The following is a 19,325-nucleotide window of genomic DNA, read 5'->3' as shown; positions in this document are numbered from 1 at the left end:
GCTCCGGCATGATTGCACCGGTTCTGATAGGGGGGACGCATGTTTTGGCGGATAAGGAAGCCATTATCGGTGAATTGATGGACAGGGCCCGGGCGGCCCAAAAACAGGTGGAAAAGTACACTCAGGAACAGATCGATTTGGTCTGCTTAGCGGTGGGCTGGCAGGTCTATAAAGATGACAACGTGGCTCAACTGGCCCGGGCTGCCGTGGAAGAGACCAAAATGGGTGTGTACGAAGACAAAGTGGCGAAGCACAAGGCGAAAATACTCACTTTACTTAGGGACCTCCAAGGGGCAAAATCCGTTGGATTAATTGAACGTGACGAAACCAAGGGCATTTCCAAATATGCCAAACCGGTGGGAGTGGTAGGCGCTTTGACACCGGTCACCAATCCTACCGCCACTCCCGCCAGCAATGCCTTGAGTATCTTGAAAGGGAGAAATGCGGTGATCTTTGCTCCCCATCCCAAAGCCAAGAACAGCTCCAAGTTGGCAGTGGACATGATGCGGGAGGGTTTAAGAAAAGTAGGTGCACCGGAAGATCTGATCCAGATCATTGCCGAGCCCTCCCTGGAGTTGACCAATGAATTGATGAAACGAGTGGATTTGGTGGTAGCCACGGGAGGCGCAGCCATGGTCAAGGCTGCCTATTCCAGCGGGACCCCGGCTTACGGGGTAGGACCCGGCAATGCCGTCCAGATCATTGCCGAAGATGCTGACGTTCCGGACGCGGCTCAGAAAATCGCCATGAGCAAGACCTTTGATAATGCTACCTCCTGCTCTTCGGAAAACTCCGTGATTGTGCACCGGGATATTTATGACGCTTTTCTGGCGGAGCTGGTCAAACATAACGGGTACCTGTGCAACGCCGAGGAGAAGAAGAAACTTGAGGGCTGGATGTGGGTTGCCAACGATAAAGGGCACCTGGCGTTAAATCCCCAGATTATCGCCAGGAACGCCACCGACATCGCCAGGGGAGCCGGCTTTACGGTGCCCGAAAATACCAGAATGCTGCTGGTGGAAGGCGAGCTGCCCGTGGCCGGCGAGGCCTTTGCCCAGGAGAAAATATCTCCGGTATTAACGGTGTGGAAGTGCTCCGACTTTATGGATGCCTTTAAGATTTTGCAGGAACTGACCGATTTGGCGGGGACCGGCCATTCCTGCGGCATTCATACTTTTAAGCAAGAATACGTCGATTTCCTGGCGGAAAACATGCACACCAGCCGCATCATGGTGAGGCAGCCCCAGGCCCAAGCCAATGGAGGGAGTTTCTTTAACGGCATGCCCGCCACCGTTACCCTGGGGTGCGGTACCTGGGGAGGCAACATCACCACGGAAAACATTAATTACCGCCACTTCATTAACGTGACCTGGGTGGCGGAACCCATCCCCGTTAACAAGCCCACTGACGAAGAAATCTGGGGCCAGTTCTGGGCCCGGTACGGCAGGTGATTGGCCGGGGCAGTAAATGGGGGATGAAAGGGGGTGCTTCCCCCGAAATTCCCCGGCCCCCCTTTGTTGGGGGAGGGCTGTAGGGTTTCATGCCTACCTTGGCAGCACGGTAAGCTCAAATCCAGGCGGTATGGGTCGGAAGCGGCATGAAAATTGCTATGTCAATGAGAGTGAATCATATTATCTTCAGGTATAGTGAGGAGGTTACAATGGCTATCAATTTGGAACAGGGACCGTGGAAAACGGAGCATTGGTGGGTTAGTCACTTTAACTTCACTGAAAGTGTTAGAGAGAACTTTCATTTATCCGGCAGCGTGGCTTTGCACGATTCCACCTTGCGGGACGGGGAGCAGGCGGCAGGCGTGGTTTTCAGCAAAGAGCAGAAAATTGAAATAGCCAAAATGCTGGACCGGGCCGGCGTCCAGTATATTGAAGCCGGTTTCCCGGCGGTATCGGCTAATGACCAGGAAGCCTTAGCCGCGGTTTGTGCGGCGGGTCTCAAGGCTAAAATTACTTGCTTGTGTCGGGCTATGGAAAAAGATATAGATCTAGCCAAGCAGTGCGGTGTGTGGGGAGCCATCATCGAGATCCCGGTCAGCTATCCGAGATTGAAATACCAGTTCGGTTGGGAAGAGGATGCAGTGATTGACAAAGCTCTGCGCACGGCAGCTTATGCAAGAGAACAAGGGCTGCATACTTCATTATTCCTGATCGATTCCACCAGGGCCAGGTTGGAATTCTTGGAAAGGATGCTCACCACTGTGGTTCCCAAGGCGGAAGTGGGCAAAGTGGTCATGGTGGATACCAACGGCGTGATTCACCCGGCGGGGATGAAGTATCTCGTGCGCAAAGCCAAAGAGTGGGTGGATGTACCTATTGAAGTTCACTGCCATAACGACTTTGGCCTGGGAGTGGCCAATTCCCTGGCCGGCGTGGAAGAAGGGGCCGCCTCTGTCTCCTGCACATTAAACGGTCTGGGGCAGCGGGCAGGCAACACTGCCACCGAGGAAGTGGCTCTCGCCCTGGAATGTCTCTACGGGATTGATACAGGGATTGATTTTGCGGCTTTATACCAGGTGGCCCAGAGGGTCCGGGAAATCAGCGGGTGGTCTTTCCCGCCGAATAAGCCGGTGGTTGGAGACAACCTGTTTACATGGGAAGCAGGTATTCCTACGGCGGCTATGATGAAAAATCCTCACACCGTTGAACCGTTCCAACCCGAGCTTTTCGGCAGGAAGCATGATGTCAAGCTGGGGAAAAAGTCCGGCAAGGCAAACATTGAATGGAAGCTGCGTGAGCTTAACCTGCAGCTCAGCCAGGAGCTGGTGGAGAAAGCCCTGGCACTGGTCAAGGAAGAGGCGGTTAGGTTGCAAAGAACGCTGACGGACGAGGAATTTATGAGAATCGTGGAGAGTTTATCATAACACGGGAGGGTTAACGAGATGACGCTTAGAGAAAGGGAGAGCATTTATCGCAAGTACCAGATCTTCGACTTGACCTGGGTGGAGGTGAAAGAGTGGCTGGAAAAAACAGATGTAGTCCTGGTGCCGGTGGGCAGCTCCGAGCAGCACGGGCCTCACTTGCCCATAGGCATTGATTCCTATGCCGGCTACTACGTCTGCATGGAAGCGGCGGTCAAAGCTGACGTGCCTGTGGCTCCCTTAATTCCCCTGGGGTACAGTTGCTTCCACATGCGTCCTGATGCGCCGGGCACCATTACCTTACGGGATGAAACCCTGTTCAATGTCCTATACGATGTAGGTCGCAGTCTCATTTTCCACGGCTTCAACAAGATTATTTTCAGCACGGGCCATACCTCCAATGGGCCGACCATTGACCGGGTCATCAGGGCCCTTCGCTATGAAACGGGAGCCCTGGCTTTTGGTTATGCCGCCGATACGGAAGTATTTGCCAACCTGTGCATGGATATTATTGACGGCAAAGATCAGTTGCCGGGCTGGCATGCCGGCGAAATTGAGACTTCCGCCGCTCTTTTGATTTGCCCCGAGTTAGTTAGACTGGACAGGGCGCAAAAAGAGCTTCCCACCACACCGGGTTATCTCCCGGCCGGCAGTGTGAAGGATTCCGGCTCGGGTTTCGGCTTCAAGTTCCATGATTTTCCTGTGCGTGCAGCTTTTGACCAGCAGGAATACAGTGTGTCGGGCATCATGGGTAATCCGCTGCTGGGCAGCAAGGAAAAGGGAGAAAAGATTTACAGCAGGATGACTGACTTGTTCGCCGAGTTTATCAAGGGAATCAAAGAGATTCCTGTGCAAGTCAAGAAACGGGACTTCCCCGAAAGATTTTAAGATGTGGAGGTAAGCGCAGATGAATCTATCGCCCAGCAAACGGTTCTTGGCCGAGCGATTAGGCGAAAACCCCTCGGATGAAAGGAGAAAAATGATCGCTCTGGCACAGGAAATGAATGATGTGATCAACCTGGGTCGGGGAGACCCGGATCTTCCCACTCCTCCTCATATTGTCGAAGCGGCAAAAAAGGCTTTGGACGAAGGAGCCACCCATTACACCCCTTGGGCCGGTGATATGAGGCTTAGGGAAGCCATCGCCAGGAAACTGAAAGCGGAGAACCGGATTGAGGTAGATCCGAAAAGTGAAATCATTGTCACTGTCGGGGCCCAGGAGGCCGTGTTCCTGACTGTGTTTTCCTTGATCAATCCGGGAGAGGAAATCATCGTGCCTGAACCTAGGTACACCCCGTATGATACTGCCATCAAAGTGGCCGGCGGGGTCATGGTGCCGGTGGTAACCAGGCCGGAGGAGAACTTTGAAGTAACAGCCCGAGATATTGAAAAAGTTCTCACCAATAAGACTAAAGCTATCCTGTTAATTAGCCCGAATAATCCAACGGGTGCCGTGATTAGTGAAAAGAATCTAAAAGAAATAGCGGATTTAGCGGAACAAGAAGACCTGCTGGTCATTTCCGATGAACTGTATGAAAAAATCCTCTTCGACAACACCGGTTACTGCAGCATCGCGTCGCTGCCTCGCATGTTTGAGCGCACGATTACCATTAACGGTTTTTCCAAAGCGTACTCAATGACGGGTTGGCGCGTGGGGTACCTGGCCGGCCCGCGTGATCTGGTTTCAGCCATGTTGAACCTGAAATATGCCTTAACAATTTGCTCTCCCGCTGTGTCACAAATCGCTGCCCTGGCTGCCCTGGAGGGACCGCAGGACTGCGTGAAAGAGATTGCTGCCACTTACGAGCGGAGGCGCAATCTGGTGATGGAAAACCTGGACGCCTTGGGGATTGATTACGTTGTACCGAAAGGCTCCTTTTACATCTTCCCTGACATTCGGAAATTTGGCGTGACCACTTACGAATTTGCCAGCAGCTTACTAAAGAACACGGGCGTGTTTACCTTTCCCGGTACAGCCTTTGGCCCGGCAGGGGAGGGCTACATCCGCATATCCCTGTTAGTACCGGAAGACAAGATCCAAGAAGCCTTTGCTAGGATCAAGCAGTTCCTTTAGCCGGAATAAAGGATGGTAAAAGGTGGTGTCATGATGGACTATTTCAGTCCCGGCAGTCTGAGGGAAGCCTTAGACATTAGAAGTCAATATGGCGAAGAAGTGACTCTGTTGGCCGGAGGGACGGATTTACTGGTCAGGATGAAAGACGGCAAGGAGACACCTGCTCGTTTGCTGGATTTGGCAGGAGCAGGCCTTGACTATGTACAGTGCGGTGAAGATGTTCGTATCGGCGCCATGGTTTCTTTGAACCACATCGTTGAAAACCCGGAGTTAAGGGAGAAACATCCCATCCTGGCTGAGGCGGCGCGGGAAGTGGGAGCCGTCCAGACGAGAAGCCTGGCTACCTTGGGGGGCAACATTTGCACCGGGATCCCGTCGGCGGATATGATACCGGCCCTTCTGGTACTCGACAGCCAAGTGGTACTCCGGAGTCGCCGGGGCGAACGGGTGATCAGGTTGGAGGACTTCGTCGCGGGACCCAGGCAGCTGCGTTTGGAGGAGGATGAAATTCTCACCGAGGTCGTGGTACCTGCCGGTAATTCCCTCCGGCAGCGCGGTTTCGCGTTTCTGAAAGTGGGGAAAAGAAAGGCACTGCGTCTCAGCATTATCAACCTGGCAGTCAAGCTGGAATTGGAGCCGGGCAGTGATGTGATCCGGGACATTGCCGTGGCCATGGGCACGGTGGCCCCCGTGCCTCTTAGGCTGAGGCAGGTAGAGGAATACATGACAGGTCGGGAATTGAGTGAAGGACTGGTGGCAGAAGCGATTCCTTTAGTTAAGGAAAGTATTTCTCCTCGTACATCTTTACGGGCCAGCAAAGAGTACAGGCTGTACCTGGCGGAAAATCTCTTTAAGCGCGGGTTAGAACTTGCCCGGCAAAGAGCTGGAGGAGGGGAGGCGGCATGACGGAAAGTGTTAAAGTGAAGACTATCAACCTCAAAGTAAACGGCAAGCTCTACTCCGTCACCGTGCAGCCAACGGATTACCTCCTGGATGTGCTGAGAAACCAGCTGCATTTGACGGGTACGAAGCGGGGCTGCGACAACGGGGAGTGCGGCGCCTGCACGGTCCTCATCGACGGGGAACCTGTGAATTCCTGCCTGTACCTGGCGATCAGGGCGGAAGGAAAAGAAATCCTGACCATTGAGGGACTGGGCACGGAAGAAAACCTGCATCCCTTGCAAAAGGCCTTTATCAGGGAAGGTGCACTCCAGTGCGGGTTCTGTGGTCCGGGCATGCTCATGTCAGCCAAGGCCTTGCTGGATAAGAACCCATCCCCGTCGGAAGAAGAAATCAGGCATGGGTTGTCCGGCAACCTGTGCCGCTGCACAGGTTATGTCAAAATCATTGATGCTGTCAAGGCCGCCGCCAGGGAAATGGCCGGCCGGGAAGTAGGTGAGTAAATGCTCCGGATCATCGGACAAAGACTGCCAAGACATGATGCTGCATTGCAGGTGACAGGGAAACTTGAGTACGGGGAAGACCTGGTCAGGCCAAATATGCTCCATGCCAAAGCTTTATACGCCAAATATCCCCACGCAACCATCAAGAGGATTGATGCCGGCGGCGCTTGGGAGGTCCCCGGAGTGGAGGGGATCATTACCCACAAAGATGTGCCGGTTAACAGGTTTGGGTTGTCTCATAAAGACCAGCCGGTCCTGGCCGATGACAAGGTCAGGAGTTGGGGTGATGCCATAGCGGTGGTAGCCGCCACTACCCCGGAAGCGGCCAGTGCGGCCCTGGAAAAGATCAAGGTGGAATATGAACCTTTACCCGTCACCTGTGATCCCCTGACAGCCATGCAAGACGACAGTACCTTAGTGCATGAGGGAACGAATATTGCCGCTCATCTTAAAATCAGGCATGGAGACGTGGAACAGGGCTTTGCCCAGGCTGACGTGGTGGTGGAGGAAGTCTTTACTACCCAAAGGGTGGAACACTGCCACCTGGAGCCCCATGTGGCCCTGGCGGAAGTGGAAAAAGACGGGAGAATAGTGATCTGGACTTCCACGGGGCGCCCTTTCCAATATGTCACGCAACTGGCCAGGATTCTCAATTTGTCCATGAACCAGGTTGCCGTCAAGGTTCCGGCGGTAGGCGGCGGTTTTGGCGGCAAGAATGAGGTCACTATTGAGCCATGGGTGGCCTTGCTGGCCAAGCAGACTGGCAAACCGGTGCGGATGGTCTGGTCGCGGCAGGAGGAGTTTTTTGTCTCTACGGTCAGGCACCCGTACCGGATGAGATACAAGAGCGGTCTCACTAAAGACGGACGTATCGTGGCGCGGGAGATCGAAATCATTAGTGACAGCGGCGCCTACGTGGGGTTAGGAAAAGCCACCCTGACCAAGGCAGCCATCCACGCCGCCGGCCCTTACCGGATCGATCATGTCAAAATAGACGCCTACCTGGTTTATACCAATAACATCGCCGCAGGAGCCATGCGGGGCTTCGGGGTACCGCAGGTTTGCTTTGCCCACGAATGCCATACGGATACTTTAGCCCAAAAAGTGGGCCTGGATCCGGTGGACTTCAGGAAACGCAACCTGTTCGATGAGCGCGGCATCATGCCTACGGGGCAGGAGATCAATGCCCATGCCCTCCGGACCACATTTGCAAGGGCACTGGAACTAAGTGGATGGTAAGAAGGGGGTCTTGCTATGAAAAAAAGGGGCAAGGGAATTGCCTGCATGTTTTATCCCATTGCTTCGACAGCAAAAGCCAGCCCGGGAGGCGTGTTTTTAAAAGTAAACCACGATGGCACCGCCACCGTCATTGTGGGCGCTGTGGATTGGGGCCAGGGCAGTACTACCATCTTCCAGCAAATCGTAGCCGAAGGGTTGGGCATCGAACCCGGAGCGGTGCGGGTTATTCCCGGCAACACGGACATAGCTCCTTTTGACCACGGCGCAGGAGCCAGCCGGACCACCTATGTTTTGGGGAAGGCCGTGGAAAAAGCAGTGGCCCAAGCGAAACAACTGCTGCAGGAAGCCGCGGCTGATATGCTGGGACTGGCGGGCAGTCATACCCTGGTGTTTGAGGATGGGGTGATTAAACTAAAAGGTTTTCCTAAAAAATCCGTTTCCCTGGCCCAGGCAGCTTTTCACTCCGAACGAGTAAACGGGGTCCCGGTCATTGCCGCGGCATCTTCGACGCCGGTGGTTACCGGTTTGGATGAGGAAACGGGGCAGGGCATGCCCTTTGAAACCTGGGTGTTTGCTACCCAAATTGCCGAAGTGGAAGTAGATACTTGTACCGGTGAAGTTGAGGTATTGAAAATCACCGCCGTGCATGACTGTGGGAAAATGCTGAACCCGGTGTTTGTGGAAGGACAGGTCCAAGGCGGTATCGTAATGGGGCAGGGTTATGCCTTGATGGAAGAGCTCATGCTGGACCCGGAAACGGCCCAAGTGCTCAATGATTCCTTCGTCGACTATCATATTCCCACTGCCGTCGATGTGCCGCGGGAGATGGTGATAGAGGTGATTGAGGAAAAGGATGCAAACGGTCCTTACGGAGCCAAGGGCATTGGTGAGCCGACCCAGCTGCCCACCGCCCCGGCCATCATCAACGCTATTTACGACGCGGTTGGGGTGAAGATCTACGACCTGCCTGCCACCCCTGAAAAAATCCTGAAAGCCTTGGGCAAACTGCCCGGGGATTAGTTACCCAACCCGAAATTTGTGAAAGATATTACAACAACATTACCAAAATATTGCGAGAGGTGGATTGGGTATGCCGATTATTCAAGTGGACTGGGTGGAAGGGAGAACGGTGGAGCAGAAACGGGCGTTGGTGAAAAAGATAACTGACGTAGTGTGTGAATGTGCCAATTGCACGCCGGACCGTGTTACCGTCATCATTAACGATATACCAAAGAGCAACCACGCCAAGGCCGGTGTACTGAGAATTGACGATGAAGCGAGATGATTGTCGGCAGTCTTCCCGGCTGACTGCTTAGAATAAATCATGTTTGCTCAGTTGACTAGATAGCCGGCTGGGGAGGTGGTGTTGATGACCGTTAGGTGATGGTCTAGACGGACAGGAAATACCTACCATCTTAACTTGCTTTGATTACGAATAAGAAGAGGAGGGCCTAATAACATGAAAAAACTACCGGTGTTGCTTTTAGTTTTCGGTTTGTGCTTTGCGCTGGTACTGGCAGGATGTGGGGGACAGCAGAATGCCCAGCAACAAGAACCCCAGGGAAGCGGTGGAGAAGCAACAGAACAACCGGTCAATTGGGGCCGTTTTTCCATCGGTTCTTCCAGTATCGGTTCATCCAGTTATACCAAGACCGTAGCCTGGGCCAATTACATGGCGGAGAAGATTCCCACTTTCTCACCCATTATTGAATCCACGGCCGGATCCGTAGCCAATGTGCAGTTGCTGGAGTCCGGCGAGGTGCAGATTGCCCAGACCATGACGACCATTGCTGCGGAAGGTTGGAACGGTGAAGGATGGGCCGAAGGGAAGAAACACCAAAGGATGCGGGCCATCGCCACTTTAGACCCCTTTGCGCTCCAGTTCTATTGCCTGGAAGGGAAAGGTATTCAATCGATTGAGGATATTAACGGCAAACATGTGAACCTTAGTAAAGCTGGTTCAGGCACTGACAATTGGGCCCGGCGCCTCTTTGATGAGCTTGGGATTAAGCCTGCCAAGATCAGCAATGTCAACCCGGGAGAGGCCAACGACTTGATGCGCGACGGGCTTTTGGATGTAGCCGGTGTGATGGGCAGCGTGCACCCGTCCATCGTGGAAATGAGCGTGAACAATGAATTACGCATTTTCGGTGTTTCCGGCGAGGCCGCAGCCCAGTTTTCAGCAAAATACCCGGAACTCTATCAACTAACGATTCCGGCGGGCAGTTATAAGGGGATCGATTACGCTATTGAAACCCTGGGTGAATACGACGTGCTGATCGTAGACAAAGACCTGCCGGAAGAACTGGTTTACGAACTGGTGAAGCACACTTACCAAGGTAAAGATGTCATGGCGGCAGCTTACGAGGGGATGAGTTCCATCACTCCCGAATCAATTGTGCTGGCTCAGATTCCCTTGCATAAAGGTGCTTACAAGTATTACCAGGAATTAGGCATTGAAATTCCGGATCAGATCAAACCTATTGATTAATTAAAATGCGGCGTCAATTGGAGGGAGAGCCCGTCTCTCCCTCCGGTACTAATGCAAAGGGGAGGAACGTATGCGAAAGCTTAGTGGGTTTTACAAATGGCTGGTTTTCGTGCTGGGTGTGGCTTTACCCCTGGTCACCATGTTCAATGTCATGGTGTATCCGTTAGACCCATGGATTTTTTACACCCTGCACTTGAGCATAGCCAGCACTATGGTGTTTTTTCTCATACCGATGCGCAAGGAAGACAAAGGCAAACAATCCAATCCCCAGCTAATCGATATCCTGTTATCCCTGGCCTCCTGGGCTGTTACGGTTTACACCTTGATTGAACTGGACGGTCTGATTTACCGGGCCGGCGCTTCCCCGACTCAACTGGACATTATATTCGGTTTGGTGCTCATCATCACCGTCTTGGAGGCTTGCCGGCGGGCCGCAGGGATGGCTTTTGTGATAGTTGCCGTGGTAGCAATGGCTTATGCCTTGTTCGGCGGGCTGATCCCGGGCATTATGGGGCATGGCGGTTATTCCCTGGCTCGTACCGTGAGTTTTATCTTCAGCCCCGAAGGTGTCTTCGGTTCCACCATCCGGGCGTCGGCTACTTACGCGGTGTTGTTTATTACCTTGGGAGCTTTTCTTAAAGTATCGGGGGGCGCAGACTTTTTCCATGACTTTGCTATGGCGGTGAGCGGTCATACCCGCGGGGGCCCCGGTAAAGTGGCTGTACTGGCCAGTGCCCTGTTTGGAACCATCTCCGGTCATGCTGCCGGCAACGTGGCTACCACGGGCACATTTACCATCCCCCTCATGAAGAGGATCGGATACAAACCTGCCTTTGCCGGTGCCATTGAGGCGGCAGCTTCCACCGGCGGCCAGATCCTGCCCCCGGTGATGGGCACGGTGGCGTTCGTCATGGTGGAGATGACCGGCATTACCTATACTAGTTTGATTGTGGCGGCGGCTCTTCCGGCTATATTCTATTACCTGGCCGTATATTTTATGGTTGATTTTGAAGCTATGAACTTAAACCTAATGGGATTGCCCCGGGAGCAGCTTCCTTCTCTCGGCCAATCGTTAAAGCTAGGCGTTTCCTTTGTGATATCAATTTCCTTCTTGCTATACATGCTCTTTGGTGCCGGTAGTTCAGTGACGCGGGCTGCCATCTATACTTTGGGTGTTATTGTCCTGGTTAGCTGGTTTACTCAAAACAAAGTTACTTTGAATAAAATTCTTGAGGCCCTCTATAACGGCGGTGAGGGAACCATGCGCCTGGCTCCTTTGACTGCTGCAGCAGGGATTGTTATCGGTGTGGTCAGTTTGACGGGTATCGGGATCAGGCTGGGCCAGTTCATCATCATGCTGGCCGGCGGAAAACTGTTCTTGATTTTGCTGATGGCGATGATTCTCAGTGCCATCCTGGGCATGGGGATGTCTACGGTGCCGGCTTATGTAATTGCTGCCGCAGTAGTGGCTCCCGCCCTGGTGCAAGCGGGTGTTCCCGTCATGGCAGCACACCTCTTTGTGCTGTACTATGCATGCCTGTCCACCATTACACCTCCGGTTGCCATTTCATCTTTTACCGCTGCTGCCATAGCTGACGGCGATCCAATGGAGACAGGTTTTCACGCGGTTAAGCTGGCCATTTCGGGATTTATTGTGCCGTTCCTATTCGTTTACCGGCCGCCCCTGTTGGCTCAAGGTACCACTTTTGAAATCGTTTATACGGCCGTCATCACTCTGATTGCCGTTTACGCCTTGTCCAGGGGTCTCCAGTACAGGAAGATTTCTATTCTGGAACGGGTTTTGATGGTGGCAGGTGCTGCAGTGCTGTTATTCCCTGCCTACGATCTGGTAGGGATCATACTTATCTTTGGCGGCTACCTTTTGACCGTTTATCAAAAGTACGTTAAGGGAAGGAAAACTGTCAATGCTCAATGACCTTTTAGGAGGTATGTCAATGGCAGGGGCTCCAAAGGGATATGTAGGGCAAAGAATGCCCAGGCTGGATGTGTCAGCCCAGGTTACCGGAAAAACCATGTATGGGGAAGATCTCGCCAGACCGGACATGTTGTATGCCGTGGCCCTGCGCAGCCAATATGCCCATGGGCGCATCTTGGGGATCGATACCCGTAAGGCGGAAAAACTGGAAGGCGTGTTTGCCGTTATTACTGCCAAGGATGTTCCCAACAATATTTTCGGTTTTACCCACCTGGACCAGCCGGTGCTGGCTGACAAAAAGGTCAGGTATTTAGGAGAGCCTTTGGCGGTGGTGGCTGCCGAGTCTTTGGCCAAGGCGCATGAGGCAGTGAGGTTGATCAAAGTGGATTATGAACCACTGCCGGCGGTATTTGATGCCCAGGCAGCCCTGGCGGTTGATGCTCCCTGTATTCATGACCAAGGCAACCTGGCTTCCCATGTGAAAATCCGGTTCGGCTCGGTGGAAGAGGCGTTTAAAAAGGCTGATCTAATCGTGGAGGATGAATTCAGCAGCCCTTATATTGAACACGCTCATATAGAGCCCCATGTGGCTTTGGCTGAATTAGACCGGGATGGCAGACTGGTGATCTGGACTTCAACTTCCAGGCCCTTTGCTTATTTAACACACCTGTGCAAAGTGCTGCAACTGCCGTCCCACCGTTTGAAAATAAAGGTGCCAAGTGTGGGTGGCAGTTTCGGCGGTAAGAATGAGATTTCCTTGGAACCGTGGGTAGCTTTGCTGGCCCTGAAAACAGGGAGACCGGTGAAGATGGTATTTACGCGACAGGAGGAATTCACCGGGTCTTCTGTACGGCATCCTTACCTGATGCGGTATGCCACGGGTGTATCGGCCGAGGGTCAGGTGTTAGCGCGGAAAGTGGAGATCTTCAGCAACACCGGTGCTTATGTACAGTTGGGGGAAGAGACTCTAAAAAGGGCATGTATCAGCGCTTGTGGGCCGTATTTTATTCCCAATGTACAAGTGGATGGCTACCTGGTCTATACCAATGGCCCGGTCAGCGGCGCCATGCGGGGGTTCGGGGTGGCGCAAGTGGCTTTTGCCCATGAAGTGCATACGGAAAAGATTTGCCGCGCCCTGGGTATGGACTCTTTTGACTTCCGGTTGAAGAATGCTCTCAAGGACGGGGACCCGCTGCCCACCGGCCAGCTAATCATCAGGCCCTCTATTGCAGAGACCCTGCGCAGGGCCCGCGAGCTTAGCTTTTCTTAAACACAGTCCGCCGGGGCACAGTGCCCGGTATGGCAGGAAAGGAGGACACAACTGGTGAAAAAGCGCGGCAAAGGGGTGGCCGGCATGATTTATGCCATTGGCTCCACCGGGAAAGCTAATCCTTCTACTGCAATTGTCCGGGTTAATCACGACGGCAAATCTTTCGTATACATTGGCGCAGCCGATGTAGGGCAAGGGGTGATCACCGCCATGTGCCAAATTGCTGCGGAAACACTGGGACTGGCCGTCGATGATATTACGATGGTCTATCATGATACCGAGTTCACCCCGTATGATTATGGTACCGGGGCGAGCCGGGTGACGCTGATTATGGGCAATGCGGTAAAAAATGCAGCAGAAAACGCCAAGACCATATTGCTGGAGGCTGCTGCTCGTATTTTGAATGTCAATCAGGATTTTCTCACGATCCGCGACGGCAAAATCTTTCTGGCTGACCTGCCCGCCAGATGGGTTTCCATTGCAGAAGCTGCGTTTTTCAGTGAAAGAGTGCTGGGGAAACCTGTCTACGGGTTGGGCTCATTCTCTCCTGATACCAGCGACATTGACAAAGAGACCGGACAAGGGCGGCCTTACTCCACGTATGTGTTTGCCACCCAGGTGGCCGAGGTGGAAGTGGATACTGCCACGGGAGAAGTAACGGTGCTTAAAGTAACGGCAGTACATGACTGCGGCAGGGTGATTAATCCCATCCTGGCCGAAGGACAGGTAACGGGGGGTATAGCCATGGGGATAGGCCATGCCTTGATGGAAGAAATGCTGTTGGATGGTGAGACGGGTGCCGTACTCAACGACAGTTTTACCGATTACTTGGTCCCCACCGCTCTTGATGTTCCCGAGGAGATCAACATTTGCTTCGTTGAAACGGAAGACGATTTTACCCCTTACGGTGCTAAAGGAATTGGGGAACCGGCTAATTTGCCCACCGCACCGGCCATCATCAACGCCATTTATGACGCTGTCGGTGTTTGGATCACCGAACTCCCGGCCACGCCGGAAAAGGTTTTGTTGGCACTGAGACAAAAAACTGAGAGAGAAAACGGGGGAAGCGCATGTTAGCACTGGTGAAAACTGCAAAAGGTCCAGGTCTACTGGAATTAAAGGATGTACCGGAACCGGCGGTCCGGGACGATGAAGTTAAGATTAATGTCAAAGCTTGTGGCATCTGCAGCACGGATCTCCTCATTTACCATGACCGGATCGACTACTGCCCCCCGGTTATACTGGGGCATGAGATCAGCGGCGTCGTGGTGGAGGTGGGCTCCCGGGTCAAGGGGATCAAAGTGGGTGACCGGGTGGCGGCTGATTCCCACGGCTATTACTGTAATACCTGCGGTTTTTGCCAAAGGGGCCTGCCCCGGTACTGCTTGGAGCGTACCATGGTGGGCCGTCATGTCGACGGGGGATTTGCGGAGTATTTTGTTACCAAAGCCGCATACGTAACGGTCCTGGGAGAGCAGATTGACTTTGTCAGCGGCGCCATGACGCAGCCATTGTTCAAAACGGTGCATTGCCTGATCGAACACTGTGACCTCAAAGCCGGCACGACAGTGGTGGTGCTGGGCTCCGAATCTACGAGTTTGCTTGCGCTAATGGTTGCCAAAGCAGCCGGTGCCACGGTTTACCTGGTTGATTTCGTTGCTTCAGAACAGCACCGGCTGGCCAGGGAACTGGGTGCTGACCAGATCATGCTCATCGAGCAGGAGGATGTAAAAGAGCAGGTCATGGACTTGACCCGCGGCCTGGGGGTAGCGTGTGTGATTGAATGCTCAGGCACCAAGGAAGGGGTCGCTCTCGGGTTGAAACTGTTGGAAAAAAGGGGCAGGTTGCTGCTCCAGTCCCATGGTTATCCGGGCAACACCCCCGTAGACTTAACCTATGCCGTGGCTAACGGGATCGAAATTATTGGTTCTTCCGGCACCACCTGGACGGCCAAGCAGAAGGCCCTGGCCTTGATGCAAAGTCGTAAAATCCAGCCGGAAAAGCTGGTGTCTCAAGTGCTGCCCTTGACCTCTTGGGAGGCAGGTTTTGCCCTGATGGAGAAAAATGCCAGCGCCGGCATCATCCTTAATCCTTCGCCGTAACCTGGTGGCTACTCAGTTATGCACGGCATCCGTGCCTGCAAAGACATGACGGCAGCGGCCATGGTCTTTATGAGCCCATGGCCTTATTGTTTTCCCGAAAGCAGGGCGGTCTCACAGCTTTAGATTTGAAAAAGCCGTAGTCTGGTGGTAACATAGGAACCGTTAGATATACCGTAAACGGAGGTGGAGGCTTTGGGGGAAGAGAAGCGCCGCCAAAAAATCCTGGCTTTGCTGCAGGAGACCTACAAAGGGGCGAAAACAGCCCTGCGGTACAAAAACACTTTTGAACTCTTAATTGCTACCATGCTGGCTGCCCAGTCCACGGACCGGCAGGTCAATGTGATTACCGCTTCTTTATTCAAAAAATACCCGGATCCCGCCAGTTTTGCCAGGCTTACCCCTGAGGAGTTGGAAGAGGATATTAAGGGGGTAGGTCTGTACAAAAGCAAAAGTCGCCACATTATTGCGGCATGCCGCCAAATACTGGAGAAACACCATGGACAGGTTCCACAGACCAGGGAGGAACTGGAAGCATTGCCCGGGGTGGGGCGCAAAACCGCCAATGTAGTCCTAAGCATCGGCTTCGGGCAGCCGGCCCTGGCGGTGGATACCCACGTGTTCCGGGTAGCCAACAGGCTGAAACTGGCCGAGGCTAAAGATCCCCTGGAAACAGAAAGACAGCTCTGTGCCTGGATACCCCGGGCATTGTGGTCCGAAGCACATCACTGGCTGATTTACCATGGCCGGCAGGTGTGCAAAGCCAGGCATCCTCTTTGCCATCAATGCGTAGTGGCCGAGTATTGTGCTTCCCGGCGAGCAAGTTAATTCTTCAAGTATTCTTTGATGGCCGGCCATATCTCCTCTTTGGCAAACCCTCTTTGCCAAGCGGCGATACCGGCCAAACCGTATTTATGCACCAGCTCAATTCTCTGCTGCAAGGAAACCTCATCTTCCAGCCAGAGGAGATACCGCTGCCCGTCTTGTTCCAGTTCGGCGAAATGCTGCCCGGTGGCGGGATCCAATATGGGCTCCAGCCGGTTTTCCTGCAGCCATTTTTGTGTTTGCCTCATGGACCAGGCCCTGGAGGTTACTTTGGGTTCTGCTTCGTTTCCTGCCACCGTCCAGATGCGGGCATAGAGGGGTATGCCCAGCAGGATCTTTTGCGGTGGCACTTCTTCCAATAATGCCCGCAATCCTCTTTCCACCCAGGGTAGGGAGGCTACCGACCCGGGCACGGGGCTGGTGGCCCAGTGCTCATCATAGGCCATTACGGCTAAATAATCCACGGCTTCGCCCAGGGCTTTCCGGTCGTAGATTAAGGACCAATTGCCGCTGTCGGATTTAAAAGTTACATCCATGGATACGATTAAACCCTGTTCCCGCAATATGGGAGCCAGTTCCCGGACAAATTGAACCAGGAGGTCTTTGTTTTCCGGGGGAATATTTTCAAAATCAATATTGATGCCGTCCAAGTGGTAAAGCCGGGCCAGGACCACCAGTTGTTTGATGGCCCGACTGCGGGCCTCGGGATTACGCAGGAAGGCGGCGGTCATTTCCGGGTCGAAGCTGTTGCTGAAAAGGGCCCAGACCTGTTTCCCGGCCCGGTGGGCCTCTTCCACTAAAGCCAGATTGGCATAACTGTTGATGTTGCCCCCGGCGTCGGCCAGGTGAAACCAGGTGGGTGAGTAGACATTCACGCCCGTTAAGGGCCCGAGCACCTCCGGCTTGGGATTATGGGAACCATGGGTGACTTGCTCCCATACCAGGGATATCTTGCCTCCTAAAGGTTTCCAGGGCGGCTGTTCCAAACTTGGCGGTGCCGGCACCCAGGCAATGGCTTGCACGGCCAGGTCTTTTTCCGGTACATAACCGATCAGGCCTTGGATTGTTTGCACCTTAAACCAATTATGCTCTTCTTGCAGGATGATGACCCGGTCCCCCAGGACAAGTTCCGTCAAGCGGGGGGCCCTGATACTGGGCTGGATGCGGAGATAGGATTTCTTGCCGGTAATTTCCCCGTCCAAATAGGGTTCCTTGGTATCCCGCACCACGACCCGGTCAGTGCCGGGTACGTAGCTAACATCCAACTGGTATAGAAACCGCAAGGGCTCCAGGTCCAGGTATGGTTCCCCGTCCAAGACCAGTACCGGAAACCGCAGGTCTACCGGTGCTTGGTTAATGTACCAAGTTAATTGTTCGGTGTGCAGCTGGATTACCCGGTCTTTGGTGGTAATGGCCAGGTATCCACCCTCCCGGTCCCAGTGCATATTAGGGTCTAACAATGACTGGAGGGTCGGGACGTGAAAATATAAAGTGTCCTCCTGCATGATGACAGGCTTACCCTCGATTTCCGTTCCGTGCCAGATGAGGGTGGGGGTGCTCCGGGGCTCCGGTACAACGGTGGTAAAGCCGGGGTAAAGCCAGGCCAGTACAAGCCCGAGGACGAAGCACAAGGCCAAGCCGGCGGGCAAAGGCCAGCCCCGGTAGATTTTCTCAGGTTCCGGTGCCGCTGCCGGTTGGGCCGCGGGGGGCAGGGGCGGAAGGGACATGAGTGGTTTCTCCTTTCCTCCGGTGTCTTAGCAAAAAGGGTCAGCATTTGGATTCTTTCTGTTTTGGTGAAGTCCTGCTTTAAATTGCGCCCATTTTTTGCCGTAGTTCTTGATCCATGTCTTAAAAAGCACCGGTCAAGTGCTATAATAATCCTGTTACCACTATTGAGGGGGTTTTTCTATGGTGGTGGGTTTGTGTTCCCTGGAACTCCACTTGAGGGGTGTGACGTCCCTGAAAGAGAAGCGCAGGATTGTTAAGAGTTTGCTGCAGCGATTACACAATCGTTTTAATGTTTCCGCGGCGGAAGTGGATTACCAGGAGTACTGGCAAAAAGCCCGTATCGGTCTGGCTTGTGTCAGCAATGAAAGCAGGCATATCAATGAAGTGCTGCAGCAAAGCGTGAATTTTGTGGAACAGTTTCCCGAAGCGGAAATCATCGATTATTCCATTGAGATACTGTAACAGGAGGCAGGCAATCATGCATGTAGTGTTGGTGGAACCGGAGATTCCCCCGAATACAGGAAACATCGTCAGGACCTGTGCTGTCACCGGGACCGTCTTACACCTGGTGAAACCCCTAGGTTTTTCCATTGAGGACAAATATTTAAAGCGGGCCGGTTTGGACTATTGGCACTTGGTGGAAATACATGTGCATGAAAGCTTGGCGGATTTGCAGGCCCAGTATCCCGACGGGGTTTATTATTACGTTTCGACGAAAGGGCCCCGGCGCTATACGGAGGTTACCTATCAAAGGGATGACTTCCTGGTGTTTGGCAAGGAGACGGCAGGGCTGCCGGAGGACCTGTTAAAACAAAACTGGGAACGCGTGATCCGCATTCCCATGCTCAATGAAGCCAGGTCTTTGAATTTGTCCAATTCCGTCGCCATCGTGCTCTATGAAGGGCTGCGACAGCAGGGTTTTCCCAACTTAAGATAAGATGGCAAAAAAAATGGTCGGGATGACAGGATTTGAACCTGCGGCCTCTTGGTCCCGAACCAAGCGCGCTACCGCGCTGTGCAAAAACGTATCTGTAAATCACTTCCATTGCCTGTATACAAAAATGGTCGGGATGACAGGATTTGAACCTGCGACCTCTTGGTCCCGAACCAAGCGCGCTAGCCAAACTGCGCCACATCCCGACTTGCACTACTTCATTATATGAGATTTCATTCAAGAAGTCAACTAGGTAATTGATTTAAGCCGGATGCTGTACCGGCTTTTTTTGTTGAGAAAAAGCTATAGGGTTGCCGGTACCGCATCCGGTTGCTTTTGGCCACCCAGCCGGCTAAAGCTGGCAGCGTGGCTTCTTCGGTCAGCCCCCAACCCCAAACCCCTGCCCCCACTCTTGGGGGCCAAGGGCTTTAACCGACAGAGTTTATTTTGCCTT

The 19,325-nt window shown here is 53.4% G+C and carries 18 protein-coding genes and 1 tRNA gene; 17 read left to right on the top strand and 2 right to left on the bottom strand.

What is annotated here, in order from left to right:
* Nucleotides 1-8: 8 nt before the first annotated feature.
* The 15 genes from GXX34_00380 (at nucleotide 9) to nth (ending at nucleotide 16,212) form a co-directional block, all read left to right on the top strand.
* Entirely contained in the window at nucleotides 9-1,451 is a 1,443-nt protein-coding gene (locus tag GXX34_00380; GenBank protein ID HHW05979.1) for an aldehyde dehydrogenase family protein, read from the top strand.
* 209 nt (nucleotides 1,452-1,660) lie between these two features.
* Nucleotides 1,661-2,875, top strand: a complete 1,215-nt coding sequence (locus GXX34_00375; protein HHW05978.1) for a 3-hydroxy-3-methylglutaryl-CoA lyase — start codon at nucleotides 1,661-1,663, stop codon at nucleotides 2,873-2,875.
* Nucleotides 2,876-2,893: 18 nt separating this feature from the next.
* The gene (locus tag GXX34_00370) at nucleotides 2,894-3,760 is read left to right on the top strand and encodes a creatininase family protein (GenBank protein ID HHW05977.1); all 867 of its coding nucleotides are present in this window, start codon (nucleotides 2,894-2,896) and stop codon (nucleotides 3,758-3,760) included.
* Between the two features lie 19 nt (nucleotides 3,761-3,779).
* Nucleotides 3,780-4,946 carry a pyridoxal phosphate-dependent aminotransferase gene (locus GXX34_00365; GenBank protein ID HHW05976.1) on the top strand — a complete coding sequence of 389 codons (1,167 nt, stop codon included), beginning with the start codon at nucleotides 3,780-3,782 and terminating at the stop codon, nucleotides 4,944-4,946.
* A 33-nt stretch (nucleotides 4,947-4,979) separates the two neighbouring features.
* Nucleotides 4,980-5,852 carry a xanthine dehydrogenase family protein subunit M gene (locus GXX34_00360; GenBank protein ID HHW05975.1) on the top strand — a complete coding sequence of 291 codons (873 nt, stop codon included), beginning with the start codon at nucleotides 4,980-4,982 and terminating at the stop codon, nucleotides 5,850-5,852.
* A complete protein-coding gene (locus tag GXX34_00355) occupies nucleotides 5,849-6,349 on the top strand; it encodes a (2Fe-2S)-binding protein (GenBank protein HHW05974.1) in 501 nt (166 codons plus the stop codon). Before GXX34_00360 ends, GXX34_00355 begins: the two co-directional genes overlap by 4 nt.
* 51 nt (nucleotides 6,350-6,400) lie before the next feature.
* The gene (locus GXX34_00350; protein ID HHW05973.1) at nucleotides 6,401-7,588 is read left to right on the top strand and encodes a molybdopterin-dependent oxidoreductase; all 1,188 of its coding nucleotides are present in this window, start codon (nucleotides 6,401-6,403) and stop codon (nucleotides 7,586-7,588) included.
* 15 nt (nucleotides 7,589-7,603) lie between these two features.
* Complete coding sequence (locus GXX34_00345) at nucleotides 7,604-8,608, top strand: molybdopterin-dependent oxidoreductase (GenBank protein HHW05972.1); 1,005 nt, start codon at nucleotides 7,604-7,606, stop codon at nucleotides 8,606-8,608.
* A 70-nt stretch (nucleotides 8,609-8,678) separates the two neighbouring features.
* Nucleotides 8,679-8,873, top strand: coding sequence for a 4-oxalocrotonate tautomerase (locus tag GXX34_00340; GenBank protein HHW05971.1), 195 nt, complete (start codon nucleotides 8,679-8,681; stop codon nucleotides 8,871-8,873).
* A gap of 174 nt (nucleotides 8,874-9,047) precedes the next feature.
* Nucleotides 9,048-10,079: a TAXI family TRAP transporter solute-binding subunit gene (locus GXX34_00335; protein ID HHW05970.1), complete on the top strand. Its 1,032-nt coding sequence runs from the start codon at nucleotides 9,048-9,050 to the stop codon at nucleotides 10,077-10,079.
* A gap of 70 nt (nucleotides 10,080-10,149) precedes the next feature.
* The gene (locus tag GXX34_00330) at nucleotides 10,150-12,015 is read left to right on the top strand and encodes a TRAP transporter fused permease subunit (GenBank protein ID HHW05969.1); all 1,866 of its coding nucleotides are present in this window, start codon (nucleotides 10,150-10,152) and stop codon (nucleotides 12,013-12,015) included.
* 19 nt (nucleotides 12,016-12,034) lie between these two features.
* Entirely contained in the window at nucleotides 12,035-13,285 is a 1,251-nt protein-coding gene (locus GXX34_00325) for a molybdopterin-dependent oxidoreductase (GenBank protein ID HHW05968.1), read from the top strand.
* 54 nt (nucleotides 13,286-13,339) lie between these two features.
* Nucleotides 13,340-14,362: a molybdopterin-dependent oxidoreductase gene (locus tag GXX34_00320; protein HHW05967.1), complete on the top strand. Its 1,023-nt coding sequence runs from the start codon at nucleotides 13,340-13,342 to the stop codon at nucleotides 14,360-14,362.
* Nucleotides 14,356-15,387 (top strand): alcohol dehydrogenase catalytic domain-containing protein, encoded by a 1,032-nt coding sequence (locus GXX34_00315; GenBank protein HHW05966.1) that lies wholly within the window; start codon nucleotides 14,356-14,358, stop codon nucleotides 15,385-15,387. The genes GXX34_00320 and GXX34_00315 overlap by 7 nt, the downstream gene beginning before the upstream one ends.
* A 192-nt stretch (nucleotides 15,388-15,579) precedes the next feature.
* Entirely contained in the window at nucleotides 15,580-16,212 is a 633-nt protein-coding gene (gene nth, locus GXX34_00310) for an endonuclease III (GenBank protein HHW05965.1), read from the top strand.
* Here the strand turns inward: nth and GXX34_00305 are convergent.
* Entirely contained in the window at nucleotides 16,209-17,936 is a 1,728-nt protein-coding gene (locus tag GXX34_00305) for an SH3 domain-containing protein (GenBank protein ID HHW05964.1), read from the bottom strand. The genes nth and GXX34_00305 overlap by 4 nt on opposite strands.
* Nucleotides 17,937-18,117: 181 nt before the next feature.
* On the opposite strand from GXX34_00305, the gene GXX34_00300 reads away from it, so the two are divergent.
* Both GXX34_00300 and trmL read left to right on the top strand, forming a co-directional pair.
* Nucleotides 18,118-18,399, top strand: coding sequence for a DUF503 domain-containing protein (locus GXX34_00300; GenBank protein HHW05963.1), 282 nt, complete (start codon nucleotides 18,118-18,120; stop codon nucleotides 18,397-18,399).
* A gap of 16 nt (nucleotides 18,400-18,415) precedes the next feature.
* Nucleotides 18,416-18,874, top strand: coding sequence for a tRNA (uridine(34)/cytosine(34)/5-carboxymethylaminomethyluridine(34)-2'-O)-methyltransferase TrmL (trmL, locus tag GXX34_00295; GenBank protein ID HHW05962.1), 459 nt, complete (start codon nucleotides 18,416-18,418; stop codon nucleotides 18,872-18,874).
* Between the two features lie 125 nt (nucleotides 18,875-18,999).
* On the opposite strand, the gene GXX34_00290 is transcribed toward trmL, so the two are convergent.
* Nucleotides 19,000-19,077 (bottom strand) — tRNA-Pro (locus tag GXX34_00290).
* Between the last annotated feature and the right edge of the window lie 248 nt (nucleotides 19,078-19,325).

Source organism: Clostridia bacterium, assembly GCA_012840125.1.
Classification (GTDB): Bacteria; Bacillota; DULZ01; order DULZ01; family DULZ01; genus DULZ01.
Note: the sequence above shows the minus strand (reverse complement) of the source record. Positions and strands in the feature narration are given on the sequence as shown.